General features: G+C 40.4%; 19 protein-coding genes. 11 read left to right on the forward strand and 8 right to left on the reverse strand.

Going from position 1 to position 16,529, the window contains the following annotated elements:
- Positions 1-35: 35 nt before the first annotated feature.
- Positions 36-788, forward strand: coding sequence for a phosphatase PAP2 family protein (locus IQ244_RS00475; protein ID WP_193889104.1), 753 nt, complete (start codon positions 36-38; stop codon positions 786-788).
- Between the two features lie 382 nt (positions 789-1,170).
- Positions 1,171-1,788 carry a Uma2 family endonuclease gene (locus IQ244_RS00480; RefSeq protein ID WP_193889105.1) on the forward strand — a complete coding sequence of 206 codons (618 nt, stop codon included), beginning with the start codon at positions 1,171-1,173 and terminating at the stop codon, positions 1,786-1,788.
- Positions 1,789-1,912: 124 nt separating this feature from the next.
- Here the strand turns inward: IQ244_RS00480 and IQ244_RS00485 are convergent, their stop codons facing one another.
- Positions 1,913-2,566, reverse strand: coding sequence for a hypothetical protein (locus tag IQ244_RS00485; RefSeq protein WP_193889106.1), 654 nt, complete (start codon positions 2,564-2,566; stop codon positions 1,913-1,915).
- Between the two features lie 622 nt (positions 2,567-3,188).
- Here IQ244_RS00485 and IQ244_RS00490 point away from each other — a divergent pair.
- The 4 genes from IQ244_RS00490 to IQ244_RS00505 all read left to right on the forward strand — a co-directional run bounded on the left by IQ244_RS00490 (position 3,189) and on the right by IQ244_RS00505 (position 6,774).
- Positions 3,189-4,646, forward strand: coding sequence for an APC family permease (locus IQ244_RS00490; RefSeq protein ID WP_193889107.1), 1,458 nt, complete (start codon positions 3,189-3,191; stop codon positions 4,644-4,646).
- Positions 4,647-4,694: 48 nt separating this feature from the next.
- Positions 4,695-5,330: a cadmium resistance transporter gene (locus tag IQ244_RS00495; RefSeq protein ID WP_193889108.1), complete on the forward strand. Its 636-nt coding sequence runs from the start codon at positions 4,695-4,697 to the stop codon at positions 5,328-5,330.
- A 72-nt stretch (positions 5,331-5,402) separates the two neighbouring features.
- Positions 5,403-6,239, forward strand: coding sequence for a sulfite exporter TauE/SafE family protein (locus tag IQ244_RS00500; protein ID WP_193889109.1), 837 nt, complete (start codon positions 5,403-5,405; stop codon positions 6,237-6,239).
- A gap of 1 nt (position 6,240) precedes the next feature.
- Positions 6,241-6,774: a DUF1634 domain-containing protein gene (locus IQ244_RS00505; RefSeq protein ID WP_193889110.1), complete on the forward strand. Its 534-nt coding sequence runs from the start codon at positions 6,241-6,243 to the stop codon at positions 6,772-6,774.
- A 93-nt stretch (positions 6,775-6,867) separates the two neighbouring features.
- Here IQ244_RS00505 and IQ244_RS00510 read toward each other — a convergent pair whose 3' ends face one another.
- Positions 6,868-7,143, reverse strand: a complete 276-nt coding sequence (locus IQ244_RS00510) for a hypothetical protein (protein WP_193889111.1) — start codon at positions 7,141-7,143, stop codon at positions 6,868-6,870.
- Positions 7,144-7,563: 420 nt separating this feature from the next.
- On the opposite strand from IQ244_RS00510, the gene IQ244_RS00515 reads away from it, so the two are divergent.
- The gene (locus tag IQ244_RS00515; protein WP_193889112.1) at positions 7,564-8,025 is read left to right on the forward strand and encodes a hypothetical protein; all 462 of its coding nucleotides are present in this window, start codon (positions 7,564-7,566) and stop codon (positions 8,023-8,025) included.
- A gap of 57 nt (positions 8,026-8,082) precedes the next feature.
- Here the strand turns inward: IQ244_RS00515 and IQ244_RS00520 are convergent, their stop codons facing one another.
- Entirely contained in the window at positions 8,083-8,889 is an 807-nt protein-coding gene (locus IQ244_RS00520; protein ID WP_193889113.1) for a prohibitin family protein, read from the reverse strand.
- 463 nt (positions 8,890-9,352) lie between these two features.
- Here IQ244_RS00520 and IQ244_RS00525 point away from each other — a divergent pair, with 463 nt between their 5' ends.
- Entirely contained in the window at positions 9,353-9,622 is a 270-nt protein-coding gene (locus tag IQ244_RS00525; protein ID WP_193889296.1) for a hypothetical protein, read from the forward strand.
- Between the two features lie 7 nt (positions 9,623-9,629).
- Here the strand turns inward: IQ244_RS00525 and IQ244_RS00530 are convergent, their stop codons facing one another.
- Together IQ244_RS00530 and IQ244_RS00535 are read right to left on the reverse strand one after the other, a co-directional pair.
- Positions 9,630-9,995: a Lin0512 family protein gene (locus tag IQ244_RS00530; protein WP_193889114.1), complete on the reverse strand. Its 366-nt coding sequence runs from the start codon at positions 9,993-9,995 to the stop codon at positions 9,630-9,632.
- Positions 9,996-10,118: 123 nt separating this feature from the next.
- Complete coding sequence (locus IQ244_RS00535; RefSeq protein WP_193889115.1) at positions 10,119-10,628, reverse strand: pentapeptide repeat-containing protein; 510 nt, start codon at positions 10,626-10,628, stop codon at positions 10,119-10,121.
- A 14-nt stretch (positions 10,629-10,642) separates the two neighbouring features.
- Between IQ244_RS00535 and IQ244_RS00540 the strand changes: the two genes are divergently transcribed.
- Complete coding sequence (locus IQ244_RS00540) at positions 10,643-11,188, forward strand: YraN family protein (RefSeq protein ID WP_193889116.1); 546 nt, start codon at positions 10,643-10,645, stop codon at positions 11,186-11,188.
- An 87-nt stretch (positions 11,189-11,275) separates the two neighbouring features.
- Here the strand turns inward: IQ244_RS00540 and IQ244_RS00545 are convergent, their stop codons facing one another.
- The gene (locus IQ244_RS00545) at positions 11,276-11,665 is read right to left on the reverse strand and encodes a hypothetical protein (protein WP_193889297.1); all 390 of its coding nucleotides are present in this window, start codon (positions 11,663-11,665) and stop codon (positions 11,276-11,278) included.
- 221 nt (positions 11,666-11,886) lie between these two features.
- Between IQ244_RS00545 and queA the strand changes: the two genes are divergently transcribed.
- Complete coding sequence (gene queA / locus IQ244_RS00550) at positions 11,887-13,053, forward strand: tRNA preQ1(34) S-adenosylmethionine ribosyltransferase-isomerase QueA (RefSeq protein ID WP_193889117.1); 1,167 nt, start codon at positions 11,887-11,889, stop codon at positions 13,051-13,053.
- Positions 13,054-13,169: 116 nt separating this feature from the next.
- Positions 13,170-14,303: a tetratricopeptide repeat protein gene (locus IQ244_RS00555; RefSeq protein ID WP_193889118.1), complete on the forward strand. Its 1,134-nt coding sequence runs from the start codon at positions 13,170-13,172 to the stop codon at positions 14,301-14,303.
- 26 nt (positions 14,304-14,329) lie between these two features.
- On the opposite strand, the gene IQ244_RS00560 is transcribed toward IQ244_RS00555, so the two are convergent.
- A complete protein-coding gene (locus IQ244_RS00560) occupies positions 14,330-15,517 on the reverse strand; it encodes a GNAT family N-acetyltransferase (protein WP_193889119.1) in 1,188 nt (395 codons plus the stop codon).
- Positions 15,518-15,599: 82 nt separating this feature from the next.
- Complete coding sequence (locus tag IQ244_RS00565) at positions 15,600-16,286, reverse strand: RibD family protein (RefSeq protein WP_193889298.1); 687 nt, start codon at positions 16,284-16,286, stop codon at positions 15,600-15,602.
- Positions 16,287-16,529: the final 243 nt, after the last annotated feature.

The following is a 16,529-nucleotide window of genomic DNA, read 5'->3' on the forward strand; positions in this document are numbered from 1 at the left end:
GTTGGTCATCCCTTGTATAAAAAACAAAAGTTGATATGGATGCAGAGAAAAGGACACCTGTTTCTTTTATCAAAAATCTGCTGGTTGCCCGTTGGCGATCGCTGTTACTCCTGTTTCTTGGGGTATATTTACCATTGCAGATATTTCAACTGCTGGCTGTCCAAGTTTGGCAATATCAAGCTGGCTTCCCCTGGGATGTGCCGATTTTGTTAGCAGTTCACTCTACAGCCAACCCCCAGTTAGATATTCTAGCGGTGGTGCTAACTAAGTTAGGCTCATTTTGGACTGTGTTACCGATTTTAACTACAGTTGCCCTCATCTTACTCTGGCAAAAACGCTGGCGATCGCTAGTTTACCTACTCATCACTGCCTTGGGAAATGCTTTGATCAACCGCACAGCCAAAGAATTATGGCATCGTCTCCGCCCAGATTTTTGGACATCCCTCGCGCCAGAGTTAGATTTTTCCTTTCCTAGCGGCCATGCTATGACGAGTACAACCTTGGCTATCATTTTGCTGATTTTAGCTTGGCAAAGTTCTTGGCGCTGGGTGGTGTGGATTTTTGGGAGTTTGTATGTCTTCACTATTGCTTGGACACGCCTGTATTTGGGAGTTCACTTTCCCAGTGATATTATCGCGGGTTGGATGGTGGCGATCGCTTGGGGAACTGGTGTGAGTATGATTATTAAACCCCATCTGGTGAAAACTGCACCTGTCCCTGGTGTGCAACCTGCTACGGAAACTACTTTACTCCCGGAAGAACAGGACGATTTAGCCGCTAATAATTGAGTCTTTTTGCTAAAAACTAGTGCAAGCCTGCATCAAAGATGTTGACTGCGTAGAACTGAAAGCTATGGGTGATATAATTTTTGTTAACGTGAGTTCGACGAATTAAAAAACCCCTCTCCAAACCTCTCTCCTTCCAGGGGAGAGGCTTCTAAACCTTCATTTTTCGTCGATATTTCAAGATATTTAAGCCCCTCTCCGCGTCGGAGCGAAAAGTTTGCGCGTCCGGGTTTCCCGGCGCAAAACTTTTCAAGACAGAGGGGTTGGGGAGAGGTAATTGAACTCACTTCTTGTTAAGATTGGCAATATATATAGTGGTTCTCACCCCAGTGAGGTAGAGACAAGAGTAATTAACCACAGATAAATTTGTCCCTCAAGCTAATTTATGGCTCAAGCTTTACCCAAACGAATCACCTTTGATCAATTTATTGAATGGCTACCAGAAAACTCAGATGTACGCTATGAGTTACACGATGGAGTGATTATCGAAATGCCCAAACCCTCTGGAAAGCATTCTAATGTGACTGGCTTTTTGATAGAAGAATTAATCCTGGTAATCATCCAGATGGGAAAACGTAGTATTTGGACAATTCCCAGAGAATCGATTGTTAAGCCTACTAGTGAGTCGGGATATGAACCTGACATCATTGTTTTAGATCAAGAGGCTCTAAGTCATGAACCACGATGGAACAAAGAGTCAATCATTGAGAATGCTACCAGCGTCAAGCTAATTATTGAGGTTGTTAGTAGTAATTGGCGTGATGACTACTACAAGAAACACGCTGATTATGAGGAAATGGGCATTCCTGAATACTGGATTGTAGATTATGCTGCATTGGGTGGTAGGGCTTTTATTGGTAATCCCAAACAGCCCACTATATCTGTTTATCAGTTGGTTGAAGGTGAGTATCAAGTTAGCCAGTTTAGACAAGGCGAACATATTCTATCACCGACATTTGCGGAACTGAATTTGACTACTAATCAAGTTTTTCGCTTAGGGTAAACAACGCCATAGCACATTTTGAGGCGTTAGAGATGTAAGTTACCAGAACTCTTACACCCCATACACAATCTCAATCACTAAACTTTGTGCGTAACTACAGTAATACTACTCTCTACTTTCCTATTCACCCCTTCTTCGTAGGTGCAGTTGCAACATGAGCCTCAACAATTGTCTGCGATACTTTGGGAATAAACCAATTGACATCACTGGCTTTGAGAATTGTAGCGCCAACTTGATTAAATTCAATTGCCCCAGTATCAGGATTAGTTTTAAGAACTAAGTTTGTCCCATTGGGAACTTTTAGCACAACATCACCAATAAATTCTTGTCCAGGACGGTCTGGATTTAAAGCTACAGCATTCACATCTGCGGGTAGATAGATACCTTTGCAATTCCATCTATCTTTGGTTGTTGCGCCATCAGCTAAAAAATAAAGTGCGGCTGATTCTGAGTATTCATCCTCATCTAAATTTGCTTCTGGCCCGTAAATAGCTATTGTCTGTCCTGTTTGATTGGTGCATTGTCCCCAGTCAATTCCCGACTCAAAGGCATATTTTTGTAATTTTAATTCATTGATTTTTTGGTCAATTTGTTCTGGGGTATAACCTTCTAATTGTCCTTGTGTTGCTTTGACAGAGCGAAATTGCTCTAGCTCTTTGGTGAGGGTTATATAATCAGGATTTTTGCTAATTTTTGGGCGATCGGCTAAAGCTGGCGGAGCAAATATTAAACTTGCAAATAATATAACTGTCAGCAGAAAGTATTTAAATCTTTTCATATATGCGTACCCCTTTTTACAACATTGCAGCTTATGACTATCTTAATAGTCTTGTCAAGATTATAACTAGCTACTCTAGTTAAATTTTGTCAGAAAAATCCTGTTATACTCTTAATTTATTTCATTTGATTTTTGGACTAATCTTTGCATAGTAGTTAAACAACATAATCATTTTTTATTTTTATACTCTCATTTTTTCTATGTTTTTCACACCTGCATTTGTCAATTATCTAGCTTGTCATAGTTCCATAACTTAGTTAGCCAAAAAGGCACTTATTCCGATGGTGTTGTCGTGTATTGTTTTGTACAATTTTTTAAAAAAAAATCTGTAAATTTAAATACAAAATACCCATATATCCAGGTAGATTAAGGATTTCACTCATATTAAGAAATCATTAAAGTTAGATTTTTTGTCTACTTGATTGTAGAAAATACATGGGGTAGTATTAAATCTATCTTGAGACATAAAACTAAAAATAGGCGCTGACCAGTGATAAATATATCGATATCTGTAAGTAAAAGTTAGGAATTGTTTTTAGCAGCATTCACCTGAAAAACTCTCAACTAATTCCTTGTCAAAACCATCGTTATATGCGCCATTGGCCAAATTAAAACTTGCAAGATGAAAAAGGAAATATCTTCTCATCAGAGTCTTCATGGTTTAAAGCCAGAATGTCTTTCTTTCACGGAAGTTCTAGCGCAATCTTTTGCGGTAATTGCACCAACAACAATACCAGCATCTAATATTGGCTTAATCGTTGCTCTGTCAGGTAATGGTACTTGGCTCAGTTTTTTGCTGGGCTTAATTGGACTATTATTTGTCAGTATTAATATCAATCAATTTGCTAGTCGTTCAGCATCTCCAGGTTCACTTTATTCCTACATAAGCAAAGGTTTAGGGACGACAGCCGGAGTGATTTGTGGCTGGAGTTTAGTACTGGCTTATTTATTCACCGGGATGTCTGTGCTTTGCGGTTTTGCCAATTTTAGTGGTGTTTTAATTGGACATTTGGGCATTCATCCTTCAAGTATTACATTACTGGCGATCGGTGCCGGAATTTCTTGGTATGCAGCTTATAAAGATATTCAACTTTCGGCTGTTGCTATGTTGTGGATGGAAGGTATTTCAATTGTTTTAATTGCTGTGTTGTGCATAATTATCTGGGCGCACAAAGGTTTTGCATTGGATATGTCCCAGTTAACTTTGACTGGTGCGACTCCCGGTAGTGTAGCGACGGGATTAGTTTTGGTGATGTTTGCGTTCTCTGGTTTTGAAAGTGCGACATCTTTGGGTGATGAAGCGAAAAATCCCTTGCGAACCATACCTAAATCGGTAATGGGTAGTGTCATCCTGGCGGGGTTGTTTTATGTTTCCACAACGTATATAGAAGTATTGGGTTTTAGCGGTGCTGGCGTATCTATTACCAGCACAGAAGAACCTTTAGGTTTCTTATCCCGGCAAGCGGGAGTCGGATTTTTGGGGGAATTAGTGGGTTTGGGTGCGTTATTTAGCTTCTTTGCCTGTATTTTAGGCAGTATTAACCCAGCCTCTAGAGTTTTCTTTTTAATGGCGCGTCATGGTTTATTTCATGCGTCTTTAGGTACGGCACACTCAGCCAACAAAACACCTCACGTTGCCGTCACGATGTGTTCCTTGATCACATTTCTTGTGCCGGCGGGGATGTCATTATTTAATATCAAATTATTTGAGTGTATGGGGTATTTGGGAGCTATCTGTAGCTATGGGTTTTTGACTGTATATATTCTCATTTCCATTGCGGCTCCCATTTACCTATATAAAATCAACAAACTGCGCCTACGAGATATAGTATTTTCTCTTCTCGGTGTGGGATTCATGATGATTCCGGTTTTGGGTAGTGTAGGGATTCCTGGTAGCAGCCTTTTTCCAGTTCCCGAAGCACCTTACGATATGTTCCCCTACTTATTTTTGATGTATATGGTCGCAACTAGCAGCTGGTTCATTGTCAAAAGAAGGCGTTCTCCCCAGTTAGTTGCAGGAATGCGCCAAGGAATTGAAGAGATTCACGCCAAATTTAGCGATCGCAGCAAGATTCCTTAAGTTTTTGCATTTTTTAATTACCAAAACTCTGATTTGAATTAAATTGATATGAACGGGTTAGTTACTGCAATTAGTACCGGGGCATTTGCCTTTAGCGCCACAAATATCGACGATTTAGTCATATTGACGCTATTTTTCTCCCAGATTAATGCCAAGTTTCGCCGCTGGCAGATTGTTGCTGGACAGTATCTCGGTTTTACCGCACTGGTATTGGCGAGTCTACCGGGTTTTTTTGGTGGCTTAATCCTACCACGTCCTTGGATTGGATTATTTGGCTTAGTTCCCATTGCTATTGGGATCAAGTGCTTGTTGAGTCAAGCAGAAGATGAATCAGCAGCAGTTGAAGCACAAACCGAAGCATCTCAAGATACTTTTTTAGCGAAATTATTCAATTTGCAAACTTACAGCGTAGCAGCAGTGACGTTTGCTAATGGTACGGACAACATTAGTATTTATGTGCCTTTGTTTGCCAGCGCCACTTGGGAAAGTCTATTAATAATTTTGGGTGTGTTTTTTACGTTGGTGGGATGTTTGTGTTACTTAGCTAATCAATTAACTAACCAAACTGCGATCGCCAGCCTTTTAACTCGTTATGGTAATAATTTTATGCCTTTTGTACTCATGGGATTAGGTGCTTTTATTGTGATCGATAGTGGCAGCTTAAGTTTATTGAATTTATCTTAAATAAAACAAGATAGCCGGAGATGCATCAGCAAAATATCTCAGGATTTCCATATATCAACAGAGGTATGAGATTTGAACATACTAGAATTTTCTTTACTAGTTTGGCTTGGTTCATTTAGTGCTGGCTTTGTCGGTGCGTTAACGGGTTTGGGTGGCGGAGTCGTCATTGTCCCTTTATTAACTTCCGTCTTTGGCGTAGATCTTCGCTACGCGGTTGGTGCTTCATTGGTATCTGTGATTGCGACTTCCTTGGGTGCAGCCTCCACATATATCAAAAAAGGCTACACCAATTTGCGCTTAGGAATGTTTTTAGAAGTTGCAACCACAATTGGGGCAATTATCGGGGCGATGATTGCAGTGTTTGTTTCTGTAAAAATGTTAACGATTGTTTTGGCGATCGTATTGATTTATTCTGCATATCTTTCACAACGCCCAAGACTGGAAATTGATCAAAATCAACCCGCAGATCCCTTAGCCGATTATTTCCACCTGAATGGTACTTATCCCACGCCAGATGGCTTGATGTCTTACAAAGTTCATGCTGTACCAGCCGGGTTTAGTGTCATGTTCATTGCTGGAATATTGTCTGGATTATTGGGTATTGGTTCAGGCGCATTCAAGGTACTAGCAATGGATCAAGCCATGCGTATCCCTTTTAAAGTTTCTACTACTACTAGCAATTTTATGATTGGTGTCACCGCTGCCGCATCAGCGGGGGTTTATTTAGCCAGAGGTTACATCGATCCGGGATTATCAATGCCAGTAATGTTAGGAGTATTACCTGGCGCTTTTTTAGGAGCAAAAGTGCTAATAGGCGCTAAAACGCAAATTTTGCGAATTATCTTCAGTCTTGTGCTGGTGGTAATGGCTTTGAAAATGGTCTACAACAGTCTAATAGGGGGGCTGTAAAATGTATGAGTTTAATTCTAGTTTTAGTTGGCACTCATCACCAGCATCAGAAACTGAAGTGGTGGCAATAACTTTGCCACCAGCAGAACCCGACTCGGATATTCAACAATTAGAAGAACAACTGAATAGTTGTGAGATGAATGCTAGTCATATAGTTAGCAAAACGCCCGGTGAGCAGCAATTAGAATATATACTCAGCAATCTTTTAAAGTATGGTGTGTTAATAGCTAGTGCTGTTGTGTTGTTAGGCGGGATATTATATTTAATTCACCACGGTTCTGAACCTGCAACATATCAAATTTTTCACGGCGAACCCTCGGAATTTCGCTCACCGAATGGTGTCATCAATGCAGTTTTATCTGGTAGCCGTCGAGGCATTATTCAATTAGGACTCTTACTCTTAATTGCCACGCCAATCTTACGGGTAATAATTTCTTTATTGGCTTTTATAGTACAACGAGAAGTAACCTATATTGTAGTTACTCTGGTAGTTTTGGCTAGTTTAATTTATAGTCTAGTAGGCGCGTATTTTTAATTTTGAGGATGTAAAAATATGGAAATTAATCGTAACGCACCCTGAAATTTGGTGCGTTACACTCTACTTTAACAAGACAATTTTTAGTTAAAACTAAGAATTGAGTAGGTTGTTAAGCGGGGCGAGATTTTGCTGAATAGCCTTCGCCTTCGCTAAATAGTTTCTAATTACGTCAATAGTTTCTACTGGGAAAGTTCCGCCTAAAAGGACAAAAGCTAAACTAGCAACCCCAAGAAATAAAGCCAATACTCTACCTAAGCAGCCTGGATTAATTTCAATAAATCCTAATTTTGATTGTCCTAAGACAGCAATCACAAGAAAAACAATACCTAGGGTTAAAAAGATATTTGTTAAAGGAAAATTTGCCATTTTAAGTTAGTTAATTATTGTGTATACAAATATTTTTATTATAGTCATTATTTATGTAAGTTGCTGTTATAAACAATAGCAAAAATTAGCATTAAATATGTTTTTACATCTATCAAAAGGTTGATATAGAGAAGCGATCACTCTATCTCACCCTTCTCTTACCCTAACCAAAAGCTTTATCATCGTGTAGCATCAGTGTATTAACTGTTGATTACCTAACTAATACCGTTTCACTTTAAGTTTGATACAAATAGGCCGCAGGGGGGCAGAGGAGCAGGGGATCAGAGGAGAAATTATTTGTATCATTTATTTGGTGAAATGGTATAACACAGCAGAATTCCAATGAATTTAGAATTGTAGTAGACTTTGTGTCCAGTTAGCGTTTAAAATACACTAAGCCGATAGGAATAGTGTGTTTATATGGAAAGCGCCCCAAAAGTTATTCAAGAGTTGAGTTTAGCAGTAAACACAGCCCCAGAGCGATCGCCACAGACTGTTCCTCACGAATCCCCAAAAAATATTTTCAAAAAGCTCAGAGGTGGATTCTTACTGGTTTTGGGATATTTATTATCCCCTTTATGTTGGTGGAATGACCTTTTATTCAATTTACCTATTGCTTATTTTTTTGGGTACTTATGTAGTTTACTTTCCCCAAAATTGCTCATCCCTTGTTCCATTATAGGTTACTGGCTTTCCAATGTTGTGGGAATCCTCTTGATGCAATATGGTTCTAAGGATATTTTTCAAAAAGATTCTCAAGAACGTAACCTCAAAAAAGAACTGTTATCAGGTTTAGTTTCTTCAACCATTTACACTATCGTTATTATTTTATTGATTCAGTTGAAGATTCTTGATGCTCCTGTATTATTCGCTAAGAGTTAATAGTAGAGTATAGTTCAGAAATCAGGATTCAGATACAGAATTACCAATCCTGATTTCTTAGTTATAGGCTTTAAGTAATTCACTAAAATCCCAAACTTTAGAATTTTCTTTCCCAATAACTAATGGTAGCTTACCATTCCATTTTTCAATTGCTTGCTTTTGGAGTAACTCAGTTGTTAAACCATCGCGGAGTAATCTATAAGTTTCCGCTTCACCTCTAGCTAAATTAACTTTCGCCTCAGCTTCTTTTACTGCTTTCAAAGCCATAAATTCCGCGCGCTTGGCTTCTTGTTCCGCAATTTGCTTTGCTTCTACCGCCTCACCAAAGCGCTCAGAAAAATGAACATGAACTAAAGAAATATCATCAACTGCGATATGATAGCTACGCAAACGAGTAGTTAATGCTTCATCTAAGCCTAATTTGATAGCTCCTCGCTTAGTAATAATTTCTTCTGCCATATATTGAGAGATAATTGCTTTGATAACTTCTTCAACTGCTGGATTAATAATGCGAGCAATTACATTTTCTTTATTGCCAATTTGTTGAAAAATAATATTAACTTCTTCTGGTACTATATGCCAATTCAGCGCCACATCAGTGAACACATCTTGTAAATCTTTAGCAGAAGCCTCAGTAGATATTTCCTGTTTCTGCACACGGATACTTAACTTTTCAACTGTATTTACTACTGGGATAATTAAATGAAGTCCTTCACCTAATATTTGTTCCTGCACTTCGCCAAACTTCATTAATACGCCACGTTCCCCTGCATTAACTATCACGCAAGGTGTGAGAAAAATAGTAATTAAACATAAAATGGCTGTCAATTTTCCAGCATTATTAAAAGCTTGATTTTTTTTCATCTGGCTGTCAAATTCACTAGTACAAAAAGGAAAAGTTCCAAACTAAAAAGTCAAAATGCTTATTTTACAGGCTTTTTATCTGTTTTTAATGGTAGCTGTCATTACGTGATGCTGTACTAGTTTGGAGTTGACTTAAAAGGGTCTATTTTGCCTGAAAACAGGTTTTTGCTGCTACCAACTAGTAGCTAATTAATAAATACGGTAAATTGATAGGAATGTAGTTTTTTATAATGGCTGAACAAAAGTATGCCATAGCCGTGTCTGCTAAACAAGTCAGTGCTAGTACAAATCAACCTGTAAGCCCTAGTTTGAGACTATTCTGGCTTCTACTTCTTTTCCGAGGATATATGCGATCGCTCACAATCAGCCCAATGAATATGTGTTTCAGTCAACATCAGGTATCATGCAATCTGTGTACCCTATTAGTAAACTAGTAGAGTTGTTTGGTTATGGGGATGGAACGATGAGAATTTGGTTGGCTTGCTTTGTGCTACTGTTCGCATTGGCAGAACTGTTTGATTGGTTACAAGAATTTTCTCTGCCGTTACCGATTTATATTTTAGGTGGGGCGTTTTTAGCCGTTGCTTCTAACTATGACAAGATTGTGGGTTCTTACTTCAGTGACACATCAATCGCTGCATCACTAGAAACACCACAGCTAGATATGTCTACTCAACCCGTAGCCTCGATTTCTGCGGTTGAGGATATGCAGAAATCGGAAAATCAGATTTAGCTAAATTTTAATCAGTTTCGATCAGGACTGTGACAGCCGCGATCGCAATTAACATTTCATCATTTTTATCATTGAGAGAAGGAATCGCCCGTCCTTCCACCACCATTCCCCCAGACTCAACAGTGATAGTTTTGCGTCCAAAAGGTAGTACTGCGAGAACCTCGTCCGTTCTCACTTGTTCGGGATAGGGTACTGCTACTTGAACTTCAACAATCATCTCATTGGGATCATTCAACCCAGCTACTTCCCAGACTCCTGGTAAAGCATTATGGGCGATCGCATTGCGTACTGCTCTTGCAGCTGCTACAGTTGGTTCCTGTCCGTGCTGATCTATACCCATACCCATTTCAATCACTAAGCGTTTACGCACCACAGTCACCTCCTGGATATCGCCGATATTTGTACTTAACTACTGTAATTAGATTTGATTGGTGTAAGTAATTAAAACTTTTACGCCCAATTTTCATAACTAACCTCTGGGCGTAAGTTCATTCCACTAAGGACAAAATAAAGTATCACGGGTATCTCTTCCTGTGGTGGGATTAGTACCTTTAGCCACTTTGCACAACTTTTTTTGTTCATCTGGGCGCAGCAGGACATCAGTAAAATCTGCTCCATCAATAATTGCGCCATCAAATTTAGCATTAGCCGCAAATGCACCTTCTAAAACGGCATTAGTCAAATCGGCTTTCATCAGTCGCGCTGAGTCTAAGGTAGCATTTGTCAAGTCAGTTCCCTGTAAATTTGCCGATTCTAAATTAGCAGCAAAGAAACTCACACCACGCAAGTTACTATTACTAAAATTACTTTGGCGGAGATTAGCTTTGGTAAAGCTAGAATCTGTTAAATCACGTCCAGAAAAATCAGCGTCTACTAATATTTCTTTGTTATATTCAAGTGCTAAAGCTGTTGGCGGATAACTAAAAGTGGCTGTAATGCTTAACACTACCCCCAGCAATACACTGAGTATGCTTGCCCAAATGCGATCGCTTAACCTAGAATTCATTGTATTTTTCACCAATGGCGAATCATCCTCCATCCCATTATCCCGATATTGGTCAACTAGGTGAAGACTTAGTTACACAATGGTTACAGTCTACAGGTTGGTTGATTCTACATCGTCGCTTTTCTTGCCGTTGGGGAGAGATTGATATTATTGCTCAATATCAAGGGGAACAGGTAGAGGAGCAGGGAGCAGGGGAGCCAGGGTGCAGGGGTGCAGGGGTACAAGGGAGTATTGCACTCAGCACTCAGCACTCTACACTCGCTTTTGTCGAGGTGAAAACCCGCAGTCCAGGTAATTGGGATGCAGGCGGAAGAAGTGCTATCACTCTGCAAAAACAGACAAAACTATGGCGTACAGCCGAAATATTTTTAGCTAAATATCCCGACAAGGCTGATTATCCCTGTCGGTTTGATGTAGCTATTGTGAGTTGTCAGCAAATATCAGCGTTACCTACTCAGATCACATCAGCCCAAAATACTCTATTTAGTTCATCAGTTGCGGGATATGAATTTCATCTGCAAGAATATATCCCAGCAGCTTTTGATTGTTTAATTGATTAAAGTGAGGGCGAATAATAATTGATCACAACTTCAATATCTTTGTCAGCAATTACAAATTCTTTGCAGTCGCCCTCACAATAAAGAGTTTCACGCTAGGGTTTCGGGACAGTAACCTAATCCACGGACAAACTGTTGGCGGAATGCTTCAATTTCGTCTCTCTCTGGACTACCATGAGAAACTATTGCTACTTGATAGCGGCGCATTACGTCTACAGGACACTGACCTGCTTCCAAACTCCAAAGTGCCATTTGCACACGCATAGGTGGCTCGTAGCAAATTCCTAATTCATTTAGGAAAGCCCGAAAGTCTCCATCCTGTTGCGCTGAGACTTGACCTTTAAGTTTGATCCTAACCACCCAGCCATCTATTTGATGAATTACGGTAACGAACGAGACTGGTATCTGGGGCGTTGCGTGCAGATGTTGAACTACCCTCAATGTTAGACTGGCATTTGCCAGATAATACAAATATTCCATGTTGGTGCTTGGGATCAAAGCCAATCCTACACTTCTATCATCCTCAATAGATCAGTTTCCCGGTAGGGTAGAAGCCCCCGTCTTTGGATGGGGAGTTTTACCCATATTTATGACTCATCATTAGGTATTACTTAATGATGCCCGTAGGAAAACTCGATGAATGAAAGGCGATTTTCCTTAGAAAATATGAAATAAACCCATAAAACTTAGCATAACCTTCAATGGAGCCAGCAAGAACGCAAGGAAATTTTAATAAAGTGACTGCCACAGAAGTAGAAGAAGTACAGTTAGATCGTTCATTAACTGGGTATGACTACGTACTACCTCCAGAACTAATTGCCCAAAATCCGGCAGTTCCCAGAGATAGTTCTCGGTTATTAGTCGTCAACTCTGCCGCTACAGGTAAGGATGCAGCCCCTCTACACCACATCTTCCGTGATTTACCTGAACTGCTGCGCCCTGGTGATTTGTTGGTGATGAATAATACCAAAGTTATCCCCGCCAGACTTTATGGCAATAAATCTACTGGAGCAGAAATTGAAGTATTACTTTTAGAAGAGAGGCAACATAATTGTTGGTTAGCCTTGGTTAAGCCAGGAAAGCGTTTTAAATCAGGTTCCCAAATTATCTTTTCTAGTAAAGGATTAGAAAATAACTCCCCCACTCCCCAACTCACAGCAACAGTGTTAGAAACCGATGTGGCGACGGGCGGGCGTTTGTTGCAATTTGATGTCCCGCCAGGAAAATCTTTGGTAGAACTGTTAGATAAATTTGGCGAGATTCCTTTACCGCCTTACATCACTACTTCAGCCGCGGCGGATGAACAGTATCAGACTGTATACGCCGAACAACCAGGTGCGATCGCTGCCCCCACAGCTGGGTTACACTTTACTCCAGAGTTACTAGCAAAGTTGCGCGATCGCAATATCCATCAAGCATTTGTCACTCTCCACGTTGGTGTGGGTACATTTCGCCCTGTGGAAGTGGAAGATGTCACTACCCACGCAATGCACGAAGAATGGATTGAAGTTCCTGCGGCTACAGTAGAACAAATCCGCGCCACTCAAGCCGCTGGTGGGCGAATTATTGCTGTCGGTACAACGGTAGTACGTTCTTTAGAAGGTGCAGCCCAATCGGGAGAATTACAACCATTTTGCGGCAAAACTAACTTATTTATTTATCCTGGCTACCAATGGCGGGTAGTGGAGGGGTTAATTACTAATTTTCACCTACCCCGTTCAAGTTTGCTGATGCTGGTAAGTGCTTTAATTGGCAGACCAAGATTATTGAAAATATACCAAGAAGCGATCGCCTCTCGATATCGTTTTTACTCCTTTGGTGATGCCATGCTAGTTTTACCAGCAGGGAGAGAAAAGCCTGAAGTGTGAAGTATGAAGTTTTAAGCTTTTATCATCTAGCCGCTAACCCCTAACCACTGTAATTTTCTTTGCTGTAGTGGGTACTCTGACTTATAGGATCTCACTACAAAGACAGGCTGCCATTTATGTATAAACAGCATCAAATTCGTCAGTGGTATTGCGGCTTTTCTAGAATGGCGTTTCACCAAGTTATCAATTGGCGGAAGTCGCATTTAACAATTATCTCAGCGGCCTCGGCGTTTTTGGTGTTAGCTGCACCATCAGTCATAGATTTACCAGGAAGCAGGTTATTAGCAGAGAATGTCATCTCTCAAGATTTGGATGCAGCGATTTTTTACCAAAAAGGAGTGACACTATATAACCGCAAAGATTTAGATGGTGCAGAATCGGCCTTTCGTCAAGCGTTAGAACACGATCCTAATATTGGGATGGCACGGAATTACTTAGGGAATATTTTATTAAGACAAAATCGCTTAGATGTAGCTGTTCAAGAATATAGCGAAGCAATTAGAATCAATCCGAATCAGAGTGAGGTTTATTACAACTTAGGGTTGGTATTACAACGACAAGGGCAGAAAGAAGCCGCTGTAACAGCTTACCGCCAAGCTTTAGTCATCGAACCGAAAATGGCCGCCGCCCAGTATAACTTGGGTGTAGTGCTGCAAGAACTAGGACAACCGCAAGAAGCGATCGCCGCTTATCAGCAAGCAGCTAATCTAGATAGCGGTAATGTGAGTACACATTTTAATCTAGCGATCGCCTTTCAAGAACAAGGAAAATTAGAAGAAGCGATCGCCGCTTATCGTCAAGTTATTCAGCTAGATCCCAAAAATATTGCTGCTTATAATAACATGGCTGGTCTGCTGGTAGTTCAAGGTCAGGCTACCGAAGCAATTACTGTTTATAAGCAAGCAATTCGCCAAGACTCTAAAAATGCCACAGCCTACCATAACTTAGGCATCACTTTATACAATCAAGGCGAACTCAAAAAAGCGAATGCAGCCTTGAAAAATGCGCTGAATAACTACCGCACTCAAGGTAACACTGAACAAACTGCCAAAGTTGAACAGTTAATGCAGCAAATTACCCAGCAAATTGCCCAACAGAAATTACAAGAACAACAGCAACGTCAAGCAGGCAAAAAACCCGCACCGACTGAGAATGTAGCCACACCAGAACAACCTACCCCCGCAACTCCAGGCACAACACCTACTAATTCCAGTGATGTACCTGTATCTTTAGAACAATCAACTAATTAAAAAAAGTGAAGTCTGAAGTATCAATTTCAGACTTCATCCTTTTTCTGACTAAATGGCATTTCCGCATTAATTTGCTCAATTTCCTGCTGTTCGAGTTGGTTAACTTCCTTAATATAAGGAAGTAAAATTTGCGCTAAACGGTGATTGTAAAAACGATGCAGGCTGTAATTAGGTGCAGCCGGGAACCCACGGCGTTTTTTGTGCCTTCCACCTGCACCGGGATCGAATAATTGGATATTATGAGTGATCGCCCACTCAATTGGGGTGTAATAGCAAGCATCAAAATGCAGACAATCGATTTCTTGAAAACTTCCCCAATAGCGCCCATATAATCTATCGTCTTTATAAAGGCAAAAAGACATACCCACCGGATGGCGATCATCCTGTTCGCTGTAAGCAGCAAAAAATACCACCCGATGACGATAATCGGCGTGTAGCTGTTCAAAAAATTGCTTTGTTAAGTACTTACTTCCCCACCAGCCAAACTTATCACAAGTATCTGCGTAGAATTGGTACATCAACGGAAACAAAGATTTGGGAATTTCATCACCAGTCAGTGGTTGTAGTCGTAAACCCGCCTTCTCTACAGCTTTGCGTTCCCGTTTAATATTCCGGCGTTGATTGGCGTTGAACACTGTTAAGTAGTCATCAAAAGTATTAAATCCGAGATTTTCCCAGATATAGCTGTGGTGTAACCAAGAACTAAACCCGTTGCGTTCTAAAACAGGCCGCCATTCAGGATCAACATAGAGAAAGTGACAGCCAGAAATTTTATATTTAGTGCAGAAAGTATCAATTTCATGCACCATCATGGCTGTGATTTCATCTTCATCTTCTCCCGGCGCAATTAAGAAGCGATAGCCTTCCGCCGGGGTAAAGGGAGCCATACCCAAAAGTTTGGGATAATATTGGACACCGATGCGATCGCTTAATTCTGCCCATTGATGATCAAAGACAAATTCACCATAACTATGTCCTTTTACATAAAAAGGTGCAGCAGCAATTAAGGTTCTGTCTCGCCACAGCGTTAAGTGATTGGGCAACCAGCCAGTTTTATCTGTCGCACTGTGAGAAGTTTCCAGATTTTTTAACCATTGCCACTCTAAAAACGGAGTTTTTAAAGGCAGTGCTAAAGCACCCCAGGCACTTTGAGGTACTTCAGCGATTTTGTTAATCCAAGCAACAGAATAGCGCGGCTTCAGTTGTTCCACCATCTTGTTAGAAGATTAGGACTTGCAAGTTAAACAGTAAAACAAGCTTTTGACTTTTGCCCTTTTACTTTTTACTTTATTTAGTTTAATGTCGTTGCACCTGATAGTGTAAAAAGACTTCTTGCTCAACCTGTTCAACTTCTAGAAGTTTAAGCCGAGGAGCCAAATTAGACAAAAATCCCTGTCCTTCTACTGGTGTGGGTGCTGTAGTCCCACCTAAAATCAATGGGCAGATAGTCAACCAGAGTTCGTCTATCAAATCTGAGTTAATCATAGAACCTACTAATTGACCGCCACCTAGGACTGCTAGGCGTGCTATATGTAGAGATGCCAGATGTTGCAAAGCAGCAGTAGTGTCAATTTTTCCTGTTGGTGTGTCAAAAACTAAAATCTGTTCAAATTCTGAGCGTCCTTGCCAAATACTTGCTCCTACTGTTGTTGTCAATAACCAACGTTTGATAGGCTGTTTAAAAAACTTGATTTCCGGATTAAAATCCGCAGATTGTGTAATGACTATATGAACCGGCTGGGGGGTCTTACCCTCTTTAATTCGATGTTGCAGCAGTGTTGGATGTGATACGGTAAGTGTCGTACCGTAAGCACGGAGAGTTCCAGCACCGAATAAAACGGCATCAGAAGCAGCGATTTGTTTTTCTAGGTGTGCTTGATCAGCCCCGGAGCCAAATCGAGCAGGCGATAGCCTAAAATCTGCTATCTTGCCATCTGCACTCATTGCCAAAACTACTGTGGTATGAGGACGATGTTGCGCCATTTGGTTGGTTTGATAGTCTGAAGTATTTTTCTTGCTAGTGTGTTGATTGTAAAAAATCTTTGCCAAGCAAGCTACTGTTTACCAATTTCATCACTTTATTTTTATGCAACATAAGTCGCAATTCAATCTAGCCCATAAGAGTTTTGGTATACCGGATTTCTTTTTGTGCATTCAATGTTTGATACTGTTAGGGGTTGTTAACAAAACTCTCCCAACGTAACAGAATGTCTCATTTAGCTAATC

This window comes from Nostoc sp. LEGE 06077 (assembly GCF_015207705.1).
Taxonomy (GTDB): Bacteria; Cyanobacteriota; Cyanobacteriia; order Cyanobacteriales; family Nostocaceae; genus Nostoc_B.

Excerpts from the sequence above, each read along its gene's own strand:
- IQ244_RS00475 (WP_193889104.1), top strand. The coding sequence starts at position 36 with ATGGATGCAGAGAAAAGGACACCTGTTTCTTTTATCAAAAATCTGCTG.
- IQ244_RS00480 (WP_193889105.1), top strand. The coding sequence starts at position 1,171 with ATGGCTCAAGCTTTACCCAAACGAATCACCTTTGATCAATTTATTGAA.
- IQ244_RS00485 (WP_193889106.1), bottom strand. The coding sequence starts at position 2,566 with ATGAAAAGATTTAAATACTTTCTGCTGACAGTTATATTATTTGCAAGT.
- IQ244_RS00490 (WP_193889107.1), top strand. The coding sequence starts at position 3,189 with ATGAAAAAGGAAATATCTTCTCATCAGAGTCTTCATGGTTTAAAGCCA.
- IQ244_RS00495 (WP_193889108.1), top strand. The coding sequence starts at position 4,695 with ATGAACGGGTTAGTTACTGCAATTAGTACCGGGGCATTTGCCTTTAGC.
- IQ244_RS00505 (WP_193889110.1), top strand. The coding sequence starts at position 6,241 with ATGTATGAGTTTAATTCTAGTTTTAGTTGGCACTCATCACCAGCATCA.
- IQ244_RS00510 (WP_193889111.1), bottom strand. The coding sequence starts at position 7,143 with ATGGCAAATTTTCCTTTAACAAATATCTTTTTAACCCTAGGTATTGTT.
- IQ244_RS00515 (WP_193889112.1), top strand. The coding sequence starts at position 7,564 with ATGGAAAGCGCCCCAAAAGTTATTCAAGAGTTGAGTTTAGCAGTAAAC.
- IQ244_RS00520 (WP_193889113.1), bottom strand. The coding sequence starts at position 8,889 with ATGAAAAAAAATCAAGCTTTTAATAATGCTGGAAAATTGACAGCCATT.
- IQ244_RS00525 (WP_193889296.1), top strand. The coding sequence starts at position 9,353 with ATGAGAATTTGGTTGGCTTGCTTTGTGCTACTGTTCGCATTGGCAGAA.
- IQ244_RS00535 (WP_193889115.1), bottom strand. The coding sequence starts at position 10,628 with ATGAATTCTAGGTTAAGCGATCGCATTTGGGCAAGCATACTCAGTGTA.
- IQ244_RS00540 (WP_193889116.1), top strand. The coding sequence starts at position 10,643 with ATGGCGAATCATCCTCCATCCCATTATCCCGATATTGGTCAACTAGGT.
- IQ244_RS00545 (WP_193889297.1), bottom strand. The coding sequence starts at position 11,665 with ATGGAATATTTGTATTATCTGGCAAATGCCAGTCTAACATTGAGGGTA.
- queA (WP_193889117.1), top strand. The coding sequence starts at position 11,887 with ATGGAGCCAGCAAGAACGCAAGGAAATTTTAATAAAGTGACTGCCACA.
- IQ244_RS00555 (WP_193889118.1), top strand. The coding sequence starts at position 13,170 with ATGTATAAACAGCATCAAATTCGTCAGTGGTATTGCGGCTTTTCTAGA.
- IQ244_RS00560 (WP_193889119.1), bottom strand. The coding sequence starts at position 15,517 with ATGGTGGAACAACTGAAGCCGCGCTATTCTGTTGCTTGGATTAACAAA.
- IQ244_RS00565 (WP_193889298.1), bottom strand. The coding sequence starts at position 16,286 with ATGGCGCAACATCGTCCTCATACCACAGTAGTTTTGGCAATGAGTGCA.